11 protein-coding genes, 4 tRNA genes and 1 pseudogene are annotated in these 17,777 nt (G+C 63.3%); 6 read left to right on the top strand and 10 right to left on the bottom strand.

The features are described from left to right. Positions 1-106: 106 nt before the first annotated feature. The 3 genes from nirD to ACMGF5_RS15170 all read right to left on the bottom strand — a co-directional run bounded on the left by nirD (position 107) and on the right by ACMGF5_RS15170 (position 7,097). Positions 107-469 (bottom strand): nitrite reductase small subunit NirD, encoded by a 363-nt coding sequence (nirD, locus tag ACMGF5_RS15180; protein WP_414156921.1) that lies wholly within the window; start codon positions 467-469, stop codon positions 107-109. Then, positions 469-3,021: a nitrite reductase large subunit NirB gene (gene nirB / locus ACMGF5_RS15175; protein WP_115272958.1), complete on the bottom strand. Its 2,553-nt coding sequence runs from the start codon at positions 3,019-3,021 to the stop codon at positions 469-471. Before nirB ends, nirD begins: the two co-directional genes overlap by 1 nt. Positions 3,022-3,323: 302 nt before the next feature. Continuing rightward, the gene (locus tag ACMGF5_RS15170; RefSeq protein WP_414156920.1) at positions 3,324-7,097 is read right to left on the bottom strand and encodes a molybdopterin-dependent oxidoreductase; all 3,774 of its coding nucleotides are present in this window, start codon (positions 7,095-7,097) and stop codon (positions 3,324-3,326) included. Between the two features lie 333 nt (positions 7,098-7,430). On the opposite strand from ACMGF5_RS15170, the gene map reads away from it, so the two are divergent. Continuing rightward, complete coding sequence (map, locus tag ACMGF5_RS15165) at positions 7,431-8,207, top strand: type I methionyl aminopeptidase (protein WP_161871212.1); 777 nt, start codon at positions 7,431-7,433, stop codon at positions 8,205-8,207. An 86-nt stretch (positions 8,208-8,293) separates the two neighbouring features. Here map and ACMGF5_RS15160 read toward each other — a convergent pair. From ACMGF5_RS15160 to ACMGF5_RS15145, 4 genes are all read right to left on the bottom strand, one after another. Further along, positions 8,294-8,370, bottom strand: a tRNA-Asp gene (locus ACMGF5_RS15160). Between the two features lie 13 nt (positions 8,371-8,383). After that, positions 8,384-8,459, bottom strand: a tRNA-Val gene (locus ACMGF5_RS15155). Positions 8,460-8,629: 170 nt separating this feature from the next. Beyond that, a tRNA-Asp gene (locus tag ACMGF5_RS15150) sits at positions 8,630-8,706 on the bottom strand. A gap of 13 nt (positions 8,707-8,719) precedes the next feature. Then, positions 8,720-8,795: transfer RNA gene (locus ACMGF5_RS15145), tRNA-Val, on the bottom strand. A gap of 215 nt (positions 8,796-9,010) precedes the next feature. On the opposite strand from ACMGF5_RS15145, the gene rdgC reads away from it, so the two are divergent. Then, on the top strand, positions 9,011-9,931 hold the full coding sequence (rdgC, locus tag ACMGF5_RS15140; RefSeq protein ID WP_046787424.1) for a recombination-associated protein RdgC: 921 nt from the start codon (positions 9,011-9,013) through the stop codon (positions 9,929-9,931). A 186-nt stretch (positions 9,932-10,117) separates the two neighbouring features. After that, complete coding sequence (gene sugE, locus ACMGF5_RS15135; protein WP_012313171.1) at positions 10,118-10,435, top strand: quaternary ammonium compound efflux SMR transporter SugE; 318 nt, start codon at positions 10,118-10,120, stop codon at positions 10,433-10,435. A gap of 10 nt (positions 10,436-10,445) precedes the next feature. Here sugE and ACMGF5_RS15130 read toward each other — a convergent pair whose 3' ends face one another. Beyond that, the gene (locus ACMGF5_RS15130; RefSeq protein ID WP_346640979.1) at positions 10,446-12,323 is read right to left on the bottom strand and encodes a 1-acyl-sn-glycerol-3-phosphate acyltransferase; all 1,878 of its coding nucleotides are present in this window, start codon (positions 12,321-12,323) and stop codon (positions 10,446-10,448) included. 198 nt (positions 12,324-12,521) lie between these two features. Between ACMGF5_RS15130 and ACMGF5_RS15125 the strand changes: the two are divergent. After that, positions 12,522-13,655: pseudogene (locus ACMGF5_RS15125) on the top strand (methyl-accepting chemotaxis protein); the annotation flags it as partial. Continuing rightward, on the top strand, positions 13,647-14,510 hold the full coding sequence (locus ACMGF5_RS15120) for a methyl-accepting chemotaxis protein (protein ID WP_371926624.1): 864 nt from the start codon (positions 13,647-13,649) through the stop codon (positions 14,508-14,510). The pseudogene ACMGF5_RS15125 and the gene ACMGF5_RS15120, both read left to right, overlap by 9 nt. Before the next feature lie 65 nt (positions 14,511-14,575). Here ACMGF5_RS15120 and ACMGF5_RS15115 read toward each other — a convergent pair whose 3' ends face one another. Together ACMGF5_RS15115 and ACMGF5_RS15110 are read right to left on the bottom strand one after the other, a co-directional pair. Then, on the bottom strand, positions 14,576-15,877 hold the full coding sequence (locus tag ACMGF5_RS15115; RefSeq protein ID WP_119688416.1) for an SLC13 family permease: 1,302 nt from the start codon (positions 15,875-15,877) through the stop codon (positions 14,576-14,578). A gap of 32 nt (positions 15,878-15,909) precedes the next feature. Continuing rightward, positions 15,910-16,743, bottom strand: coding sequence for an amidohydrolase family protein (locus ACMGF5_RS15110; RefSeq protein ID WP_115272963.1), 834 nt, complete (start codon positions 16,741-16,743; stop codon positions 15,910-15,912). Positions 16,744-16,909: 166 nt separating this feature from the next. On the opposite strand from ACMGF5_RS15110, the gene ACMGF5_RS15105 reads away from it, so the two are divergent. Continuing rightward, on the top strand, positions 16,910-17,647 hold the full coding sequence (locus tag ACMGF5_RS15105; RefSeq protein ID WP_115272964.1) for a GntR family transcriptional regulator: 738 nt from the start codon (positions 16,910-16,912) through the stop codon (positions 17,645-17,647). The last annotated feature ends 130 nt before the right edge of the window (positions 17,648-17,777 follow it).

Genomic DNA, 17,777 nt, shown 5'->3' with positions numbered 1-17,777 from the left:
GAAGTCGCAATCGGCGGCGCCTGAGCTATCGCGCGCTTAGAAGCAAAAGCAAAAGCAAAAGCAAAGCAAAGCAAGAGCAAGCGCAAGAGACAGGCAAGAGCCGGGATCAGGCCATCGCCACTTCCACCGCCTCCCCGTTCATTCGTACCGGCCACACACGTAACCGCTGGCCGGGATCTTCCAGGCACGCACCGCTGTGCAGGCTGAAGTGCTGTTTGTACAGCGGTGCTGCCACCACCAGCTCGCCTTGCAGGCTGCCCACCAGCCCGCGGCCAATGATGTTGGCTCCGGAGCGTGGGTCGCGGTTGTCCACCGCGTACAGGCTCTGCGCCTGCCCAGGCAGGTAGAACAAGGCGACCTGGGTGCCATCGAGCCACACCACCACACCAGAGTCGGCGACCAGGTCATCGGTGTTGCACACCGCTTGCCAGATGGGTTGCTTTGCCACAGCAGCATTGGACAGGTTCATCACACAGCCTCCTCGACGGTAGGGATCAGGTGCAGGGGTGCAGCGGGGCGACGCTGTTCACGCTCGCGGACAAAATGCACGTCCGGGTCGGCGCGTCGATCGTTGACGAACGTACGGAAGCGCTTGAGCTTTTCCGGGTCGTTGAGGGCGTTGGCCCATTCGCATTCGTACTGCTCGACCACATGCTGCATCTGCGCTTCCAGCTCGGCAGCCAGGCCCAGGCTGTCGTCGAGGATCACCTGCTTGAGGTAGTCCAGGCCGCCGTCCAGGCTTTCGCGCCATACCGACGTGCGCTGCAGCTTGTCGGCGGTACGGATGTAGAACATCAGCACGCGGTCGATCAGGCGCACCAGGGTCTCATCGTCCAGGTCGGTAGCGAACAGTTCGGCATGCCGTGGGCGCATGCCGCCATTGCCACAGACGTAAAGGTTCCAGCCTTTGTCGGTGGCGATCACGCCGATGTCCTTGCTTTGCGCCTCGGCACATTCGCGGGTGCAGCCAGAGACCGCGAACTTGAGCTTGTGCGGGCTGCGCAGGCCCTTGTAGCGGTCCTCCAGGCGCAGCGCCATGGCGACGCTGTCCTGCACACCGTAGCGGCACCAGGTGCTGCCTACGCAGGACTTCACCGTGCGGGTCGATTTGCCATAGGCGTGGCCAGTCTCGAAGCCGGCCTCGATCAGCTCGCCCCAGATCAGCGGCAGCTCGTGCAACTGGGCGCCGAACAGGTCGATGCGCTGGCCGCCGGTGATCTTGGTGTAAAGGTCGTACTTCTTGGCCACCTGACCGATCACGATCAGTTTGTCCGGGGTGATTTCGCCGCCGGGAATGCGCGGCACCACCGAGTAGGTACCGTTTTTCTGCATGTTGGCCATGAAGGTGTCGTTGGTGTCCTGCAGTGGCACCAGCGCAGGGTCCATGATCGGCTGGTTCCAGCACGAAGCGAGGATGTTGCCCACCGCCGGCTTGCAGATGTCGCAGCCGACATGGCCCTTGCCATGGCGCGCCAGCAAGTCGTTGAAGGTGCGTATGCCACCCACCCGCACCAGCCCGTACAGCTCCTGGCGGGTGTAGGCGAAATGCTCGCACAGGCTCTTGTCCACGGTCACGCCACGGGCGGTGAGTTCATGCTCGAACACTTGCTTGAGCAACGCCGCGCAGCCGCCACAGCCGGTGGCCGCTTTGGTGCAGCCTTTGACCGCGGCAAGGTCGGCGCAACCACTGTCGATCGCTGCGCACACTGCGCCCTTGCTGACGTTGTGGCAGGAGCAGATGGTCGCGCTGTCAGGCAGCGCATCGGCGCCCAGGGCCGGTGCGCCACCGCTTTGCGGCAGGATCAGCGCCGCCGGGTCGGCAGGCAGGGCGATGCCGTTCTGAGCGTATTGCAGCAGTGTGTCGTAGTAGCTGTTGTCGCCCACCAGCACCGCACCGAGCACATGCTTGCCACTGGCATCGACCACCAGCCGGCGATAGGCGGCGTTGGCCTCGTCGATGAAGCGGTAGCTGCGCGAGCCGGGCGTGGCGCCATGGGCGTCGCCGATGGAGCCGACATCGACGCCCAGCAGCTTGAGCTTGGTCGACATGTCGGCCCCGGTGAATTCCCCGGCCGCCTCGCCCAACAGCAGCGCCGCCAGGTTGCGCGCCATGCTGTAGCCCGGAGCAACCAGGCCGAACACGCTGCCGTTCCACGAGGCGCATTCACCGATGGCGAAGATGCGTGGGTCGCTGGAGCGGCAGTGATTGTCGATCACCACGCCACCGCGCGCGGCGATCTCCAGGCCGCAGGCACGGCCCAGGGCGTCCTGCGGGCGGATGCCGGCAGAGAACACGACCAGGTCGGTTTCCAAGTGTTCGCCACCGTCGAAATTCATCCGGTAGCGGTAGGCCTCACCATCGCTGATCGACTGGGTAGCGCGCGACAGGTGCACGCCGACGCCCAGGGCTTCGATCTGCGCCTTGAGCGCGGCGCCGCCTTCAGCATCCAGTTGCACCGGCATCAGCCGCGGGGCGAACTCCACCACATGCGCTTGAAGGCCCAGGGACTTAAGGGCGTTAGCTGCCTCGAGGCCCAGCAGTCCGCCGCCAACCACCACGCCACGGGTGGCATCAACGGCAGCGGCGCGTATCGCGTCGAGGTCGTCGAGGGTGCGATAGACCAGGCGCGCGTTGCCGCTGGAGCCCTCGATCGGGGGCACGAAGGGGTAGGAACCGGTGGCCAGGATCAGCTGGTCATACCCATAGCGGCCTTCGGCGGTAACCACTTCACAGCGCTCGCGGTCGATTTGCAGCACCGCTTCACCCAGGTGCAGGTGCACACCGTTGACGCCATAGAAGCCCTGCTCGCACAGCGCCAGGGTTTCGGCACAGCTGCCGCCGAAGTATTCAGACAGGTGCACGCGGTCGTAGGCGCGCTGGCGCTCCTCGCCGAACACACGCAGCTCGAAGCGCGCCAGCGCGCCGCGTTCGACCAGTTGCTCGACGCAATGGTGGCCCACCATGCCGTTGCCGACGATGACCAGTCGCTCTCGTTGCCCGCTGCTCGCTGTTGCCTTCATAAGCCGATCCTCGATCAAAAAAAAAGCGCCTGGAGCCGAAGCTCCAGGCGCCTTTGCCTGTATTCATCACGGTGTGCCCCCGGTTGATCGCCGTTGATCAGTGGGGCTTGTTGTGTTGGAGATAAAGCATGGAATGTGCCAGTTATGTTGCCTGGCCCGGCCCTATCGCCGGCAAGCCGGCGCCCACAGCTGCAGCACAGGGCTTGAGAGCAGCGGAGCCCGTGCAGGAGCCGGCTTGCCGGCGATAGCGCCAGCCCAAACCATGCACATTCAAGGTGCGTTGCTCCCCATCCTGGAGCATTTCAGTACACATCCCGCCGATACCGCTTGGCCTTGCTCAAACCTTCCACATAGGCATCGGCATTCACACCCCCATGCTCGGCAATGATCTCGCGCAGCACCGCATCCACATCCTTGGCCATGCGCTGAGCATCACCACAGACATAGAAGTACGCCCCCGCCTCCAGCCACTGCCATACCTGCGCACCCTGCTCACGCATCCGCTGCTGCACATAGATTTTCTCTGCCTGGTCGCGGGAAAACGCCGTATCCAGGCGCAGGTGTCCGCTCGCCTGCCAGGCCTGCAACTGCGCGTGGTAATAAAAGTCGGTGGCTGCATATTGCTCGCCGAAGAACAGCCAGTTTTCCCCTTTTGCACCCCGCGCCTCGCGCTCTTCGAGGAACGCACGAAACGGTGCGATGCCTGTACCGGGGCCAATCATGATCAGCGGTACATCATCGTCATCAGGCAGGCGGAAATGCCTGGACGCCTGGGGGAAGATCGCCACCTTCGCAGCCTGCCCCCGGTCAGCGAGGAAGCTTGAGCACACCCCTTTTCGCTGGCCATAACGTACGGTAGAGACGGTCAGATGCACCTCGCCGGGGTGGGCCAATGGGCTTGAGCTGATCGAGTACAGCCGCGGTTGCAGGGGTTTGAGCAGGTCGAGCCAGGTTGCCAGCGGCAGGTCCTGTGCAAACGCGCGCAGCACGTCGACCAACTGCCGGCCCCACAGCCAATCCTGCAGTGCGGCCTTGCGTTCAGGCTGCAACAGGTGCCGCAGGTCGTCAGCCTGCTGGCTGAACACCTGCAATTGCTGTGGGGTGACCCTGGCAATTTCCAGGTGCGACTCCAGTGCCTGGGCCAACGGCATGGGCGGCTGGCCCTTGAGTTGGACCTGGGTCTTGCCGTCCTGCTGCATCAGCGCCAGCAATTCCTCCACCAGCGCCGGGCAGTTGCGGGGCCACACGCCCAGCGCATCGCCCGCTGCGTAGGTGACGCCGCTGCCTTGAATATCGAACACCAACTGGCGGGTTTCCTTGCTCGAGCCGGGGCCACTGAGCAGGTTGTTTTCCAGCAGGGTAGCCGCCCACGGCCGTTGCTTGCTGCAGGGCGCAGCCAGTGCGGGCTCGTTGACCGGTAGCGCTACGCCAGCGCTGCCCAGCTCGGGCAACAGCGCGTCGAGCCAGGTGGCAAAGGCCTCATCGAAATCCGGTTCACAATCGACGCGCGGCAGCAGGCGGCGCCCGCCCAGTTCGGCCAGGCGCTGGTCGAGCTTGCGACCAAACCCGCAGAACTGGGCGTAACTGGAGTCGCCCAGGGCCAGCACGGCATAAGGCAGCTCGGCGCAGTGGGCGCCCTCCTCGCCCTGCAGCGCCCGCCAGAACGCGGTGGCGCTGTCGGGCGCATCACCATCGCCGAAGGTGCTGGCAATCAGCAGCACACTGGCCGCACCTTGCAGCTGGCTTGGGCTGACCGCCTCCATGCAACTGAGCTGTACCTGCAGCCCTGCGCCGTGCAAACGCTCTGCGCAGCGCTCGGCCAGCGCCTCGCCATTGCCGGTCTGCGAGGCCCACAACACCTGATGTCGGGGCGGGCCGGGGGGCATGGCCAGCAGCACGCGGGCAGGCTCCGGGGCAAGGGTGGTGGTGCCAAGGTCGAGGGCATCGATGCGCTCGCCGGCAACCCGCTCAAGGGCCACGGCGCAGTGCTTGAGGGCAGGCTGCAGCGACAGCGGGTCGACCGCATCGCAGGTCACGGCATTGATTGCCAGGTGCTCGCCGATCACATCGTTCCAGTGGAACGGCGCGAAGCAATCGCCCGGCATGACCCGGTCGCTGACACGCGCCGGCAGCACGGCCCGGCCACGGCGCGAGCGGATCGCCACCTGGTCCTTGTCCTGGATACCCAGCCGCGCGGCATCCTCGGGGTGGAGTTCGACAAAGGGGCCGGGCTCCAGCCTGTTCAGCGCCGGTACCTTGCCGGTCTTGGTCAGGGTGTGCCACTGGTGTTGCACGCGGCCGGTATTGAGCACCAGCGGGTAATCGGCGTCCGGCAACTCCGACGCGGGCAGCCAGGGCCGGGCGAAGAAGCGGGCCTTGCCACTGGCTGTGGGGAACACAAGGGACGAGGGTGCGCCTTCTTCGATGTAACGCACGGGGCTGCGGTCGTCCACGCGGCCCGGCGCGCAAGGCCACTGGTGCGGCTTGTCACGCAGTTGCGGGTAGCCGACCCCACGCAGGTCGTAACCGGTGAGCGGGTTGTGGAAGCGGCGGATTTCGTCATACACCGCTTCGGCGTCGGGGTAATCGAAGGCCTCGGCATAACCCATGGCACAGGCGACCCGGGCGATGATCTGCCAGTCCGGCAAGCTCTGGCCTGGTGCAGCCACGGCGCGAGGCATCAGTGTGAGGTTGCGTTCGCTGTTGATCATCACGCCCTCACCTTCAGCCCAGAGGGCGGCGGGCAGGAGAATGTCGGCGTAAGGGTTGGTTTCGGTGTCGAGAAAGGCATCCTGGGTGATCACAAGCTGCGCCTGGCGCAGGCCATCGATCACCTGCTGGCGGTTGGCGACGCTGGCCACCGGGTTGCTGCAGATGATCCAGCAGGCCTTCACTTCACCCGTTTTCATCTGCTCGAACAGCGCTACCGTGCCCTCGCCGCTTTCTGCACGCAGGCTGCCGGGTGCCAGGCCCCATTGCGCTTCGACAAAGCTGCGGTCGGCGTCGATCAGCGCCGAACGTTGGCCCGGCAGTCCCGGCCCCATGTAGCCCATCTCACGGCCACCCATGGCATTGGGCTGGCCGGTCAGCGAGAACGGGCCACTGCCGGGGCGGCAGATGGCGCCGGTGGCCAGGTGCAGGTTGCACAGCGCATTGGTATGCCAGGTGCCGTGCACGCTCTGGTTCAGGCCCATGGTCCAGCAGCTCATCCATTCACCCGCGCTGCCGATCAACGCGGCAGCCTGGCGGATGTCATCTTCTGCAAGGCCGGTGATGGCCGCGACGCGTTCAGGCGTGTAGTCCTCGAGGAAGGCTGGCAGCGCTTCCCAGCCCTCGGTGTGGCGGGCAATGAAGGCGCGGTTTGTCTGGCCATTGCGGTGCAGCAGGTGCAGCAGGCCGTTGAGCAGGGCCAGGTCGCTGCCGGGGCGCACTTGCAGGAACAGGTCGGCCTTGTCGGCGGTGGCGGTGCGCCGCGGGTCGACAACGATCAGTTTCGCTCCAGCCTTTACCCGGTCGAGCAGGCGCAGGAAGAGGATCGGATGGCAGTCGGCCATGTTGGCACCGATCACCAGGAACACCTCGGCACGCTCGAAGTCCTGGTAACTGCCGGGCGGGCCATCGGCCCCCAGCGAGAGTTTGTAGCCGCTGCCGGCGCTGGCCATGCACAGGCGTGAATTGGACTCGATATGGCGCGTGCGGATAAAGCCCTTGGCCAGTTTGTTGGCCAGGTACTGGGCCTCCAGTGACATCTGCCCGGAGACGTAAAGCGCTACGGCGTCCGGGCCGTGCTGGTCGATGATGCCGCGCAGGCGCTCGGCAGCCTGGGCGATGGCCTGGTCCATGCTGCTGCGCGCCGGTTCATGGTCGCGTTGCTGGCGTACAAAGGCACTTTCCATGCGCCCGGCGGCGGTCAGGGGCAGGTGCGCGGTGAGGCCTTTGGTGCAGAGGCGGCCGAAGTTGCTCGGGTGCAGCTTGTCACCGCTGATCTTGCTGACCTTGCCATCGGCCACGCTCATGACGATGCCACAGCCTACGCCGCAATAGGGGCAGACGCTGCGTACTTCGGTGCTGGCCATGGGGGGGTCTCCTGGTGCAAACGCAAAAGGCGCCGGCTGCCCCCGGCTTGCTTTGCAAGCGAGGGCAACACGGCGCCTTTGTCGTGAAGGGTTGAAGGCGGTCGACGTTGACGGCCTTGATGGTGGTCTTTCAGCAATTGTTGGGCCAGCTGTGCCCTGGGGCCGCTTTGCGGCCCTTTCGCGACACAAGGCCGCCCCTACAGGCGCTAGCCATGTGCCGCTAACGGTTGCACAGCAGCCCCAAAACGGTGACCGACGCACCATCAGGTGGCAGCCGGGCGCCCCATGGCGCTATGCTGAAAGCTTTCCGCCTCAGAGCTACTTTGCACCCACATGTCCCAGGTGATCCTCAAGACCCCCGCCCAACTCGACCTTATGCGCAACGCCGGCCGTTTACTGGCCCAGGTATTCGCCGACCTCGATACCTTCATCCGCCCCGGCGTGACCACCATGCAGATCAACGACCGCGCCGAGGCCTTCATCGTCGGCACCCTCAAGGCGCGCCCGGCGAGCAAGGGCCAGTACGGTTTCCCCTACGCGCTCAATACCTCGGTGGACCACGTGGTCTGCCACGGCATGCCCAAGGCCGATGAGGTGTTGAGTGAAGGGTCGATCATCAACGTCGACATCACGCTGGAACAAGGCGGCTATATCGCCGACTCGTCGAAAATGTATTGCCTGGGCCCGGTCAGCGATGAGGCACGGCGCCTGGTCGACACCACCTATGAGGCCTTGTGGAAGGGGATTGAGCAGGTGCGCCCGGGGGCGACGCTTGGCGACATCGGCCACGCCGTCCAGGCCCATGCCGAGGCGGCGGGCTACAACGTGGTGCGCGAGTACTGCGGCCATGGCATTGGCCAGCAAATGCATGAAGGGCCAGAGGTGCTGCATTACGGCCAGCGCGGCATGGGCATGAAGCTCAAGCCGGGCATGGTGTTTACCATCGAGCCGATGATCAACCAGGGCGGGCGTGGCACGCGGACCTTGAAGGACGGGTGGACGGTGATTACCCGTGACCACACGCTGTCGGCGCAGTGGGAACATACCGTCGCGGTGACCGAGGATGGGGTCGAGGTGCTGACGCTACGCAAGGAAGAGCACGTGGGCTGAGCGCACGGCGCAGACACAAAAAAAGCGACCCTAAGGTCGCTTTTTTTGTTACTTCCGGGTGTTCAGTGGGCCCTGGAAGTGGAATATGGCGCAGCGGACGGGACTCGAACCCGCGACCCCCGGCGTGACAGGCCGGTATTCTAACCGACTGAACTACCGCTGCGCTATTCATCGAGTGGTGGGTGATGACGGGATCGAACCGCCGACCCTCTGCTTGTAAGGCAGATGCTCTCCCGGCTGAGCTAATCACCCTTCGTCTCGGTGAGGCGCGCATTCTACGGAGCAAGCGCAAGCGTGGCAAGTCGTTGGGCTGTTTTTTTTAAAAAAATTGAAAAGATTCAAACAGCACAAACAAAAAAAGCGACCCTAAGGTCGCTTCTTTTGTTACTTCCGGGTGTTCAGTGGGCCCTGGAAGTGGAATATGGCGCAGCGGACGGGACTCGAACCCGCGACCCCCGGCGTGACAGGCCGGTATTCTAACCGACTGAACTACCGCTGCGCTATACATCGAGTGGTGGGTGATGACGGGATCGAACCGCCGACCCTCTGCTTGTAAGGCAGATGCTCTCCCGGCTGAGCTAATCACCCTTCGTCTCGGTGTGGCGCGCATTCTACGGAGGGAGCGCCACCCTGGCAAGCACATTTTTCAACTTTTCTAAAAAAAATTCTCAGGCCTTTCAAAGACCTAGCGCCGTCTACGGTTTCTTTCCTCTATATGGCTGCTGGCCCGATGACAGGGCTGGCCTGGAACGGCTGCACGGAGAATAATGCCCCCCTTATGCATTAAGGAGAGACTCACCCTCATGTGGTTCAAGAACCTGCTGACCTACCGCCTGACCCAGGATGTCCCGTTCGAGGCTGAAGCACTGGAGGCCGCCCTGGCCAGCAAGCCGGCCCGCCCCTGCGCCAGCCAGGAGCTGACCACTTATGGTTTCGTCGCGCCGTTCGGCAAAGGCGAAGACGCTCCCCTGGTGCACGTCAGCGGCGAGTTCCTGCTGATTGCCGCGCGCAAGGAAGAACGCATCCTGCCAAGCAGCGTCGTAAACGATGCTGTCAAAGAGAAGGTCGAAGAGATCGAGACCGAGCAGATGCGCAAGGTCTATAAAAAGGAACGCGACCAGATCAAGGACGAGATCATCCAGGCCTTCCTGCCGCGCGCGTTCATCCGCCGCTCGATGATCTTCGCCGCCATCGCCCCGCGCCTGGGCATGATCCTGGTCAACTCGGCCAGCGCCAAGCGCGCCGAAGACCTGCTGTCGACCCTGCGTGAGGTGATGGGCTCGCTGCCGGTGCGCCCTGCCACGGTCAAGATCGCACCGGCCGCGACCATGACCGACTGGGTCAAGTCGCAGCAGGCTGCCGAAGGTTTCTATGTGCTGGATGAATGCGAGTTGCGCGACACCGCCGAAGATGGCGGCATCGTGCGCTGCAAGCGCCAGGACCTGACCGGCGAGGAAATCCAGCTGCACCTGAGCACTGGCAAGGTGGTCACCCAGCTGGCCCTGGCCTGGCAGGACAAGCTGTCGTTCGTGCTCGACGACAAGATGGTGATCAAGCGCCTGAAGTTCGAGGAGTTGCTGCAGGAGCAGGCCGAACAGGATGGCGGCGATGAAGCGGCGCAGCAGTTCGATGCCAGCTTCCTGCTGATGATGATGACCTTCAGCGAATTCCTGCCGGTGCTGTTCGAAGCGCTGGGCGGCGAAGAGATTCCGCAAGGGGTCTGACGCGGCTTGGAGCTGCAAGCTGCAAGAAAAATCAAAAGCGGTACCGCGGCGCCCAAAACGACGCCGTACTGCTTGCAGCTTGCAGCTTGCAGCTGCACTATCATGCCCACGGTGAGGACGACCTCACGACGCACCGCGTGACCATTCCGGGGACGGCCCCATCATTCAAACGATGGAGACTCACTCATGTCCTGGATCATCCTGTTCTTCGCCGGCCTGTTCGAAGTCGGCTGGGCTGTCGGCCTCAAATACACCGACGGTTTCACCCGCCCGCTTCCCACCGTGCTAACCGTCGGCGCCATGGTCATCAGCCTGGGCCTGCTGGGCCTGGCCATGAAAGAGCTGCCGCTGGGCACCGCCTATGCCATCTGGACCGGCGTGGGTGCCGTCGGCACAGTGATCGCCGGGATCATCCTGTTCGGTGAATCCATGGCCCTGGTGCGGCTGGTCAGTGTGGCGCTGATCGTTACCGGCCTGATCGGCCTGAAAGTCAGCGCCAGCTGACGGCTTATGCCTAACGCAGGTCGCCGCGCAAGCGGCTGACCTGCTCACGCAGCAACTCAGGCTGCGCCACCTCCACCGGGATGGACGCTCCGGCGACGATGGTCACCCGCGACCACAAGCGCTTGAAGAACCCCTTGCCCGGATCGCGGCTGAAGAAACTGCCCCACAGCCCCTGCAGCGCCAGTGGAATCACCGGCACCGGCGTTTCTTCGAGAATGCGGCTGACACCACCGCGGAACACATCGATCTCGCCATCGCCGGTCAACTTGCCTTCCGGGAAAATGCACACCACCTCCCCCGCCGCCAGGTACTCGGCGATACGGGCGAACGCGCGTTCGTAAGTGGCCTGGTCTTCATTGCGCCCGGCAATCGGGATGGCACCTGCGGTGCGGAACACGAAATTGAGCACCGGCAGGTTGTAGATCTTGTAGTACATCACGAACCGGATCGGGCGGCGGATCGCCCCGCCGAGCAGCAGCGCGTCCACGAATGACACATGGTTGCACACCAGCAACGCTGCGCCTTCGTCGGGGATGCGCTCGAGGCCGCGATGCTCCACGCGGTACATCGAGTGGCTCAACAGCCAGATCAAAAAGCGCATGGTGAACTCGGGCACGATCCTGAAGATGTAAGCGTTGACCAGGATATTGAGCAGCGACACCACCAGGAACAGCTGCGGGATGCTCAGGTCCGCAAGGCCCAGCAGGACGATGGTGAGGATGGCCGACACCACCATGAACAAGGCATTGAGAATATTGTTGGCGGCGATGACTCGCGCGCGCTGGCCCTCGGCGGTGCGCGCCTGGATCAGCGCGTACAGCGGCACGATATAGAAGCCGCCGAATACCCCAAGGCCGACGATCGACACCAGGATCCACCAGGCCTGGCTCATGCCCAGCAGTGCCAGCCAGTCGTGCGGCGCTGCGCCGGCCGGCACATCACCGGAGTGCCACCACCAGAGCAGCCCGAACAGCGTCAGGCCAAACGAGCCGAAAGGCACCAGGCCAATCTCGACCTTGCGCCCACTGAGCCGCTCACACAATAACGAGCCCAAGGCGATACCCACCGAGAACAGGGTCAGCACCAAGGTCACCACCGTGCCGTCACCATGCAGCCAATCCTTGGCGTAGGCCGGGATCTGGGTCAGGTAGATGGCGCCGACGAACCAGAACCACGAGTTGCCGACGATCGAACGCGACACCGCGGGCGGTTGCCCCAACCCCATGCGCAGGATCACCCACGACTGCTTGAAGATGTTCCAGTCCAGTGGCATTTGCGGTGATACGGCCGCCGCACGCGGGACCCAGCGGCTGGCCAGGTAGCCCAGCACTGCGGTGCCCACCACCCCGCCCGCCACCACCGTGGCGTAGCTGTCGCTGGCCATCATCACCCCGGCGCCAATGGTGCCGGCGAGAATGGCGAGGAAGGTGCCCATCTCCACCAGGCCGTTGCCACCCACCAACTCTTCTTCACGCAGCGCCTGGGGCAGGATCGAATACTTCACCGGGCCGAACAGCGCCGAATGGGTGCCCATGCAGAACAGCGCCACCAGCATCAGCAGCAGGTTATCGCTGACAAAACCGAGCGCACCGATGGCCATGATGGCAATTTCGGCCAGCTTGATCGCGCGGATCAAGGCGTCCTTGGCGAACTTCTCGCCAAACTGCCCGCCCAGTGCCGAAAACAGGAAGAACGGCAGGATGAACAGCAGCGCGCAAAGGTTGACCCAGATCGAGCGGTCCCCGTCGCCAAGGCTGAGCTTGAACAGGATCGCCAGGATCAGCGACTGCTTGAACAGGTTGTCGTTGAAGGCACCCAGCGACTGGGTGATGAAAAACGGCAGGAAGCGCCGCTTGCCGAGCAAGGTGAATTGCGAGGAATGACTCATCGTCCTTGTTCCCTGAGGGGCTTTTGTCATTTGAGGCACGCAGGCCGCGATAAGCCACAAATTTGCACGGGAACGCCTGTTGCTGGCAAGCCAGGCACGTCGGGCACAGCGCCCGCGGCGCCGCATAATGGCATTTTGACGCCAATCTTCTTGATATCAGTGTTCAGATTTTGTTACATCTGCCGATTAAACATATAGATGACTGTATCTACCAGAAGGAACGGACCTCCGGTCTCCTCCAACGCACAAGAAAAGGAGCTCAGCAGCATGCTTACCTGGATAGGCGACCTCAGGATCGCCCACAAACTCTTCCTCGGTTTCGGCCTGGTGCTGGGCCTGACCTTGCTCCAGTCGCTGATCAGCTGGGAAGGCATGGGCAGCCTGGTACGCCGCAGCGAGGTGGTCAGTGAGGTGTCGCGCCTCAACGATGCCTTGGGCGACCTGCGTGAGGCGCGCCTGCGCCACGCCATCGCCAATGGCGCAGAAAACGAAGGCAAGGCGTTGCAGGGCGCGCTTGAAGCGTTCCAGACGCCGCTGGCGAAGCTGCGCGGGACCTTGGTCAAGCCACAGAGCCTGGCGCTGATCGACAAGGCCGAGCAGACCCTTCGCGGGTATGCCGCCAACCAGGCGCAGAGCTTCCAGTCGTACCAGAAAATGCGCGCGGCACAAAAGGAAATGGGCGCCCTTGCCACCCGTTCGTTCGCCAGCATCGAGACCATTCGCACCCAGGTACGCGCCCTGCCCGATGCCGAGCAACGTGTAGTACGCAGCGAAGCGATCAACCAGATCCGCGAGAACCTGATCCTGCTCCGCTACCACGTACGCGGCTACACCGGTAACACCAACGCCGACACCGAAAAACTGATGAACGCACAGATCGCCACCACGGTGAACGAGTTGCCAGGCCTGGTGGCGCGTTTCAATGGCAGCTTCGACGCACAGTTCGCCACCCTGAACCAACAGGTTCGCGCCTATGCCGAGGCGGTCGAAGCTTTCCGTGGAGAAGTGAGCAAGCTGGTCGCGTGCCGCAACGCCATGGCCAGCGACATAAACACGCTCACAGGCCTGATCGGCGAACTGCTCGACGCCCAGGCGGTATCGGTGGTCAGTGATAGCCAGTTCGCCAAGAACCTGCAGATCTTCACCACGCTGCTGGCGCTGCTCATGGGTATCTTCGCCGCGCTCATCATCGCCCGCCAGATCAGCGCGCCGCTGCAGCAGGCCTTGCGTGCCATGCAGCAGGTAGCCGCCGGAGACCTCAGCGAGCAACCGGCCAGCCGCCGCCGCGACGAAGTCGGCCAGTTGCAAAATGCCTTGCAGGGCATGACCGGCAACCTGCGCGACTTGATCGCGCAGGTGCGCGACGGTATTTCGCAGATTGCCAGTGCCACCGAAGAACTGTCGGCCATCACCGAGCAGACCAGCGCCGGCGCCAGCAGCCAGAAAGTGGAAACCGATCAGGTTGCCACGGCCATGCAGGAAATGGCCGCCACCGTGCATGAAGTGGCGCGCAACGCCGGTGAGGCCTCGCAGGCCGCCAGTGCCACGGACGAGGAAGCACGCGAAGGGGAAAGTGTGGCCAACCGCGCCGTCGCGCAGATCGGCCGGCTGGCCAACCAGGTGGACGCCACTGGCCAAGCCATGGGTGCGCTACGCAACGAGAGCCAGCGTATCGGCAAGGTCATGGACGTTATCAAGGCAGTGGCGGAGCAGACCAACCTGCTGGCGCTCAATGCCGCGATCGAAGCAGCACGCGCTGGTGAGGCTGGCCGTGGCTTTGCCGTGGTGGCCGATGAAGTGCGCAGCCTGGCGCAACGTACCCAGGCGTCGACCCTGGAAATCGAGTCGGCCATCGGCAGCCTGGAAGAAGGCACCCGCTCAGTGAGCGAACTGATGGACGAAAGCCAGAGCCTGACCCAGAGCAGCGTGGCGCTGGTGCGTGAAGCCGGGGTAGCGCTGGAAGGCATAACCCAACGCGTTTCGGGGATTCAATCGATGAACCAGCAGATTGCTGCGGCTTCCGAGCAGCAGAGCGCGGTGGCCGAAGAGATCAGCCGTAGCGTGGTGACAGTGAGGGATATTTCCGAGCAGACGGCGCAGGCCAGCCAGCAGACGTCCGCTTCCAGTGTCGAGCTGGCGCGCCTGGGTGGGCAGTTGCAGCAGATGATCAGCCGGTTCCGGTTCTAGTCACTGCAACGACAGGCATGAAAAAACCGCAGCCAGGCTGCGGTTTTTTTTCATGCTTTTGAACGTCAGAGCACGAAGGTCAGCAGCACATTGAACGCCAGCGCCGCCACGAAGCCGATGGGCGCCGCCTTGAACAGCAACTGCGGGAACAACGAAGCGCGGCTCTTCTCGTTGCTGCAGGAGCCCAGAATCAGGCTGCCGCCGGAGGAAAACGGCGAGATCGAGGTGGCTTGGGCACCCGCAACGATGGCAATGAACAGGATCATGGGCTCGATACCCATGTTCTGTGCAATCGGCAGCACCATGGGGAACAGCGCCGGCGTCACGACGCCCAAGGTGCTGGAGAAGATGGACATGAATGCCGCCACCGCACCGAATACCACCGGCACCATGATTGGCGGGATGCTGGTGCCGATCCAGGAGGCGAGAATGTCGATGGTGCCGGCCTTGATCGCCACGGAAATCAGCATGCCCACACCACAGATCATGATCAGCGTGCCCCAGGGCACGGTCGCCATGGCCTTGCGTTCGTCACCGAGCTTGAGCAACAGGGCGATCACCGAGAACAGGCTGGCGATCAGGCCGATATCCACCTTGGCGTTGATGAAGGCTACCGTGGCATTGCCCGGCAGGGCGATGCTGGCCACCGGCGCAGCCAGCACCATCAGCATCATCGCCAGGGTCAACCACAACGTGGTTCGCTGCTGGCTGTTGAGCGCCGCTGGCGCCTCGACAGCAATGGCAGACGCCTTCAACGCGCGGCCATGGCCGGTGAGGAAGACGAATACCCCGATCACCAGCAATGGGATGACCAAGGTGCTGACGAAGATACCGGCCGCGTTGATGAAAGCCTGGTTGTCGCTCACGCCGGCATTGGTCATCAGCCCGCGGAAGATGATGCCGCTCTGGCTGGACATGAAGTTGGCCCCGCTGAGCGCGCCATAGTTCACGGCCATGCCGCCGACGATCAGGCTCATGCGGGTACGCTCGCACAGCAGCAGGGTAATCGGCGCCATGAACGCCAGCACGGTGTAGTACCCCGCCCCCATCGCGGCGATCACGGTGGCGGCGAAGAACACGGCGAACGGCAGCAACTGCGGCACTGCCCGGCAGCGGTAGATAAGGTGCTCGGCCAGCTTCTCCAAGGTGCCATTGACCGTGGCGAAGCTGTAGAACAGGCAGACCGAGAAGATCACGAAGAAGATCTTGAGCGGCCACAGGCCGATGACCTCCGAAGGGCTCAGGCCCATGCCGAAACAGCCGATCAGATAGGCAAAGGCGATGGCAAAAAGGCCGATGTTGATCTTGGTCTTGTAACCGAGGGCCACGGCGACGACGATGGCCGCGACGACGAGCATGCTCATCATGTTGAAAGTGTCCTGTTGTTATTGTGTAAGTATCAGCGCGAACGGTCGAAGCCGAACAGCTTCGCCGGGTTGAGTCTCAGCACCTGGGCACGCTCGCCCACATCGGGGAGCAGCGCTTCGAAGAAGGCATACTGATCGGCGTAGCTGGTCTGGCGTTCGAACTGGGTATTGGGCCAGTCGCTACCCCACAGCAAGCGCTCCAGGCCACCCGCCGCTTGCCGTATCTGCGCCAGAAGTACCTGCGCTTTGGCCAGATCGGTCTGGCTGCGATACCCGGCAGACAGCTTCAGCCACAGCTTCGGTTCGCTGAGCAGGTGAAGGAAAGTGCGGTGGCTGTCCTTTCGCGGGTCGATCCCTTCGCCAGGCAGACCAAAATGATCGACCACCACATCCACGCCACAGGCGAGGATCGCCGGCACGATCAATGCCAGGTCATCGAAACCACGCTGGATTTCCACCTGCCAGCTGCGCGCAGCCAGGCGTTTGAACAATGCGGTCCACTCGGGCCCGGCATAGTCTGCCAGGTGCTTGCCGATCAGGTTCAGGCGGATGCCGACCACGCCAACGTCAGCCAGCGCATCCAGCTGCTGATCGCTGACCGTCGCATCGACGACCGCCACAGCGCGCAGGCGCTCTGGAAAGCGGCGCAGGGCCTGGACCATGAAGCTGTTGTCGGTGCCCAGGAAACTGGGCTGGATCAGTACGCCATGGGACAGGCCATGCTGATCCAGGTGAGCAAGGTACTGCTCGATCAGCGCATCGTAGTCCGGGCTGTAGCGACGGTTGGCCACCATCGGCAGGTCTTGGCGAAAGATATGGGCATGGGTATCGACGCCGGTGATGGCGGGCAGATAGGGGTTGGTCATGAAGCGAACCCTGGTCGATTGTTATGGCAGCTGAAGCGCTGTGTTTTTATACAAACATGCAGTCATATATATGAATATATGACCATATCTTCAGTCGACCGACTCTGTCAATCGAGCCCCGGGTGGTAAAGTAGCGCCAACTCGTCAGCCATGGACCCTTCGCACAATGAGTAACGGGATACTCGGACAAGACCCGCGCCTACCGCTTTATCAGCAAGTACGGGAAGAAATCCTCGCCAGGATCGCCGCCGGGCAGTGGCTACCGGGTGCACCGATACCTACTGAAACGGAGCTGACCCGCCTCTACGGTGTCGCCATCGGCACTGTGCGCAAGGCGGTCGACACCTTGGTCAATGAAGGCCTGCTGTTGCGCAGCCAGGGCCGCGGCACCTTCGTGCGGCGCCCTGACTTCGAGGGTTCACTGTTTCGGTTTTTCCGACAGGTGGATTCGACCGGCCAGCGCCTGGTGCCGATCAGCCGCATACTGGAAAAGCAGTTGCGCGAGCCGCCGGCTGAAGTCAGCAAAGCCCTTGGGCTGGGCGACGCAGAACAGGTCATCTGGCTCGAGCGCCTGCGCCTGGTAGATGGCCGCCCGCTGTTTCATGAGCAGATCTGGCTACCGGCTGCGCGTTTCATGGCCCTGCTGGATATCGATGCAGAGGCCTTCGGCGACCTGCTCTACCCTTTCTACGAGTCCCACTGTGGCCAGTGCGTAGCCTCGGCCAAGGAAACACTGACAGTCGGTACTGCCGATGCCGCCAGTGCCCGCCACCTGGCAATCGAGGAAGGTGCGCCCGTGGTGATAATCCAGCGCACGGCCCTGGGTTACGACCGCAACCCGCTGGAGTACCGCGTGTCCCAGGCAGCAGCAGAAGGCTTCCGCTACCAGATCGACATTTCCTGAGGCGATGGCGGGCATTGCCGGGCACCGGCACAGGCTGATGTGCCCGGCCCTGCGACGACACGCCACTGCGACCATCGTCGGCGCTGACGAACCTGTGCCTGCGTGCCAGACTGACTGATCGGGACCGCGT

The sequence above is a fragment of the Pseudomonas sp. BNK-15 genome (assembly GCF_047456105.1).
Lineage (GTDB): Bacteria > Pseudomonadota > Gammaproteobacteria > Pseudomonadales > Pseudomonadaceae > Aquipseudomonas > Aquipseudomonas putida_E.
This window is presented reverse-complemented; position numbering and strand designations above follow the sequence as displayed.

Coding starts and splice junctions, on each gene's coding strand:
- ACMGF5_RS15115 (WP_119688416.1), bottom strand. CDS start 15,877: ATGATGAGCATGCTCGTCGTCGCGGCCATCGTCGTCGCCGTGGCCCTC.
- ACMGF5_RS15120 (WP_371926624.1), top strand. CDS start 13,647: ATGACCGGCAACCTGCGCGACTTGATCGCGCAGGTGCGCGACGGTATT.
- ACMGF5_RS15170 (WP_414156920.1), bottom strand. CDS start 7,097: ATGGCCAGCACCGAAGTACGCAGCGTCTGCCCCTATTGCGGCGTAGGC.
- ACMGF5_RS15110 (WP_115272963.1), bottom strand. CDS start 16,743: ATGACCAACCCCTATCTGCCCGCCATCACCGGCGTCGATACCCATGCC.
- ACMGF5_RS15130 (WP_346640979.1), bottom strand. CDS start 12,323: ATGAGTCATTCCTCGCAATTCACCTTGCTCGGCAAGCGGCGCTTCCTG.
- rdgC (WP_046787424.1), top strand. CDS start 9,011: ATGTGGTTCAAGAACCTGCTGACCTACCGCCTGACCCAGGATGTCCCG.
- nirD (WP_414156921.1), bottom strand. CDS start 469: ATGAACCTGTCCAATGCTGCTGTGGCAAAGCAACCCATCTGGCAAGCG.
- map (WP_161871212.1), top strand. CDS start 7,431: ATGTCCCAGGTGATCCTCAAGACCCCCGCCCAACTCGACCTTATGCGC.
- nirB (WP_115272958.1), bottom strand. CDS start 3,021: ATGAAGGCAACAGCGAGCAGCGGGCAACGAGAGCGACTGGTCATCGTC.
- ACMGF5_RS15105 (WP_115272964.1), top strand. CDS start 16,910: ATGAGTAACGGGATACTCGGACAAGACCCGCGCCTACCGCTTTATCAG.
- sugE (WP_012313171.1), top strand. CDS start 10,118: ATGTCCTGGATCATCCTGTTCTTCGCCGGCCTGTTCGAAGTCGGCTGG.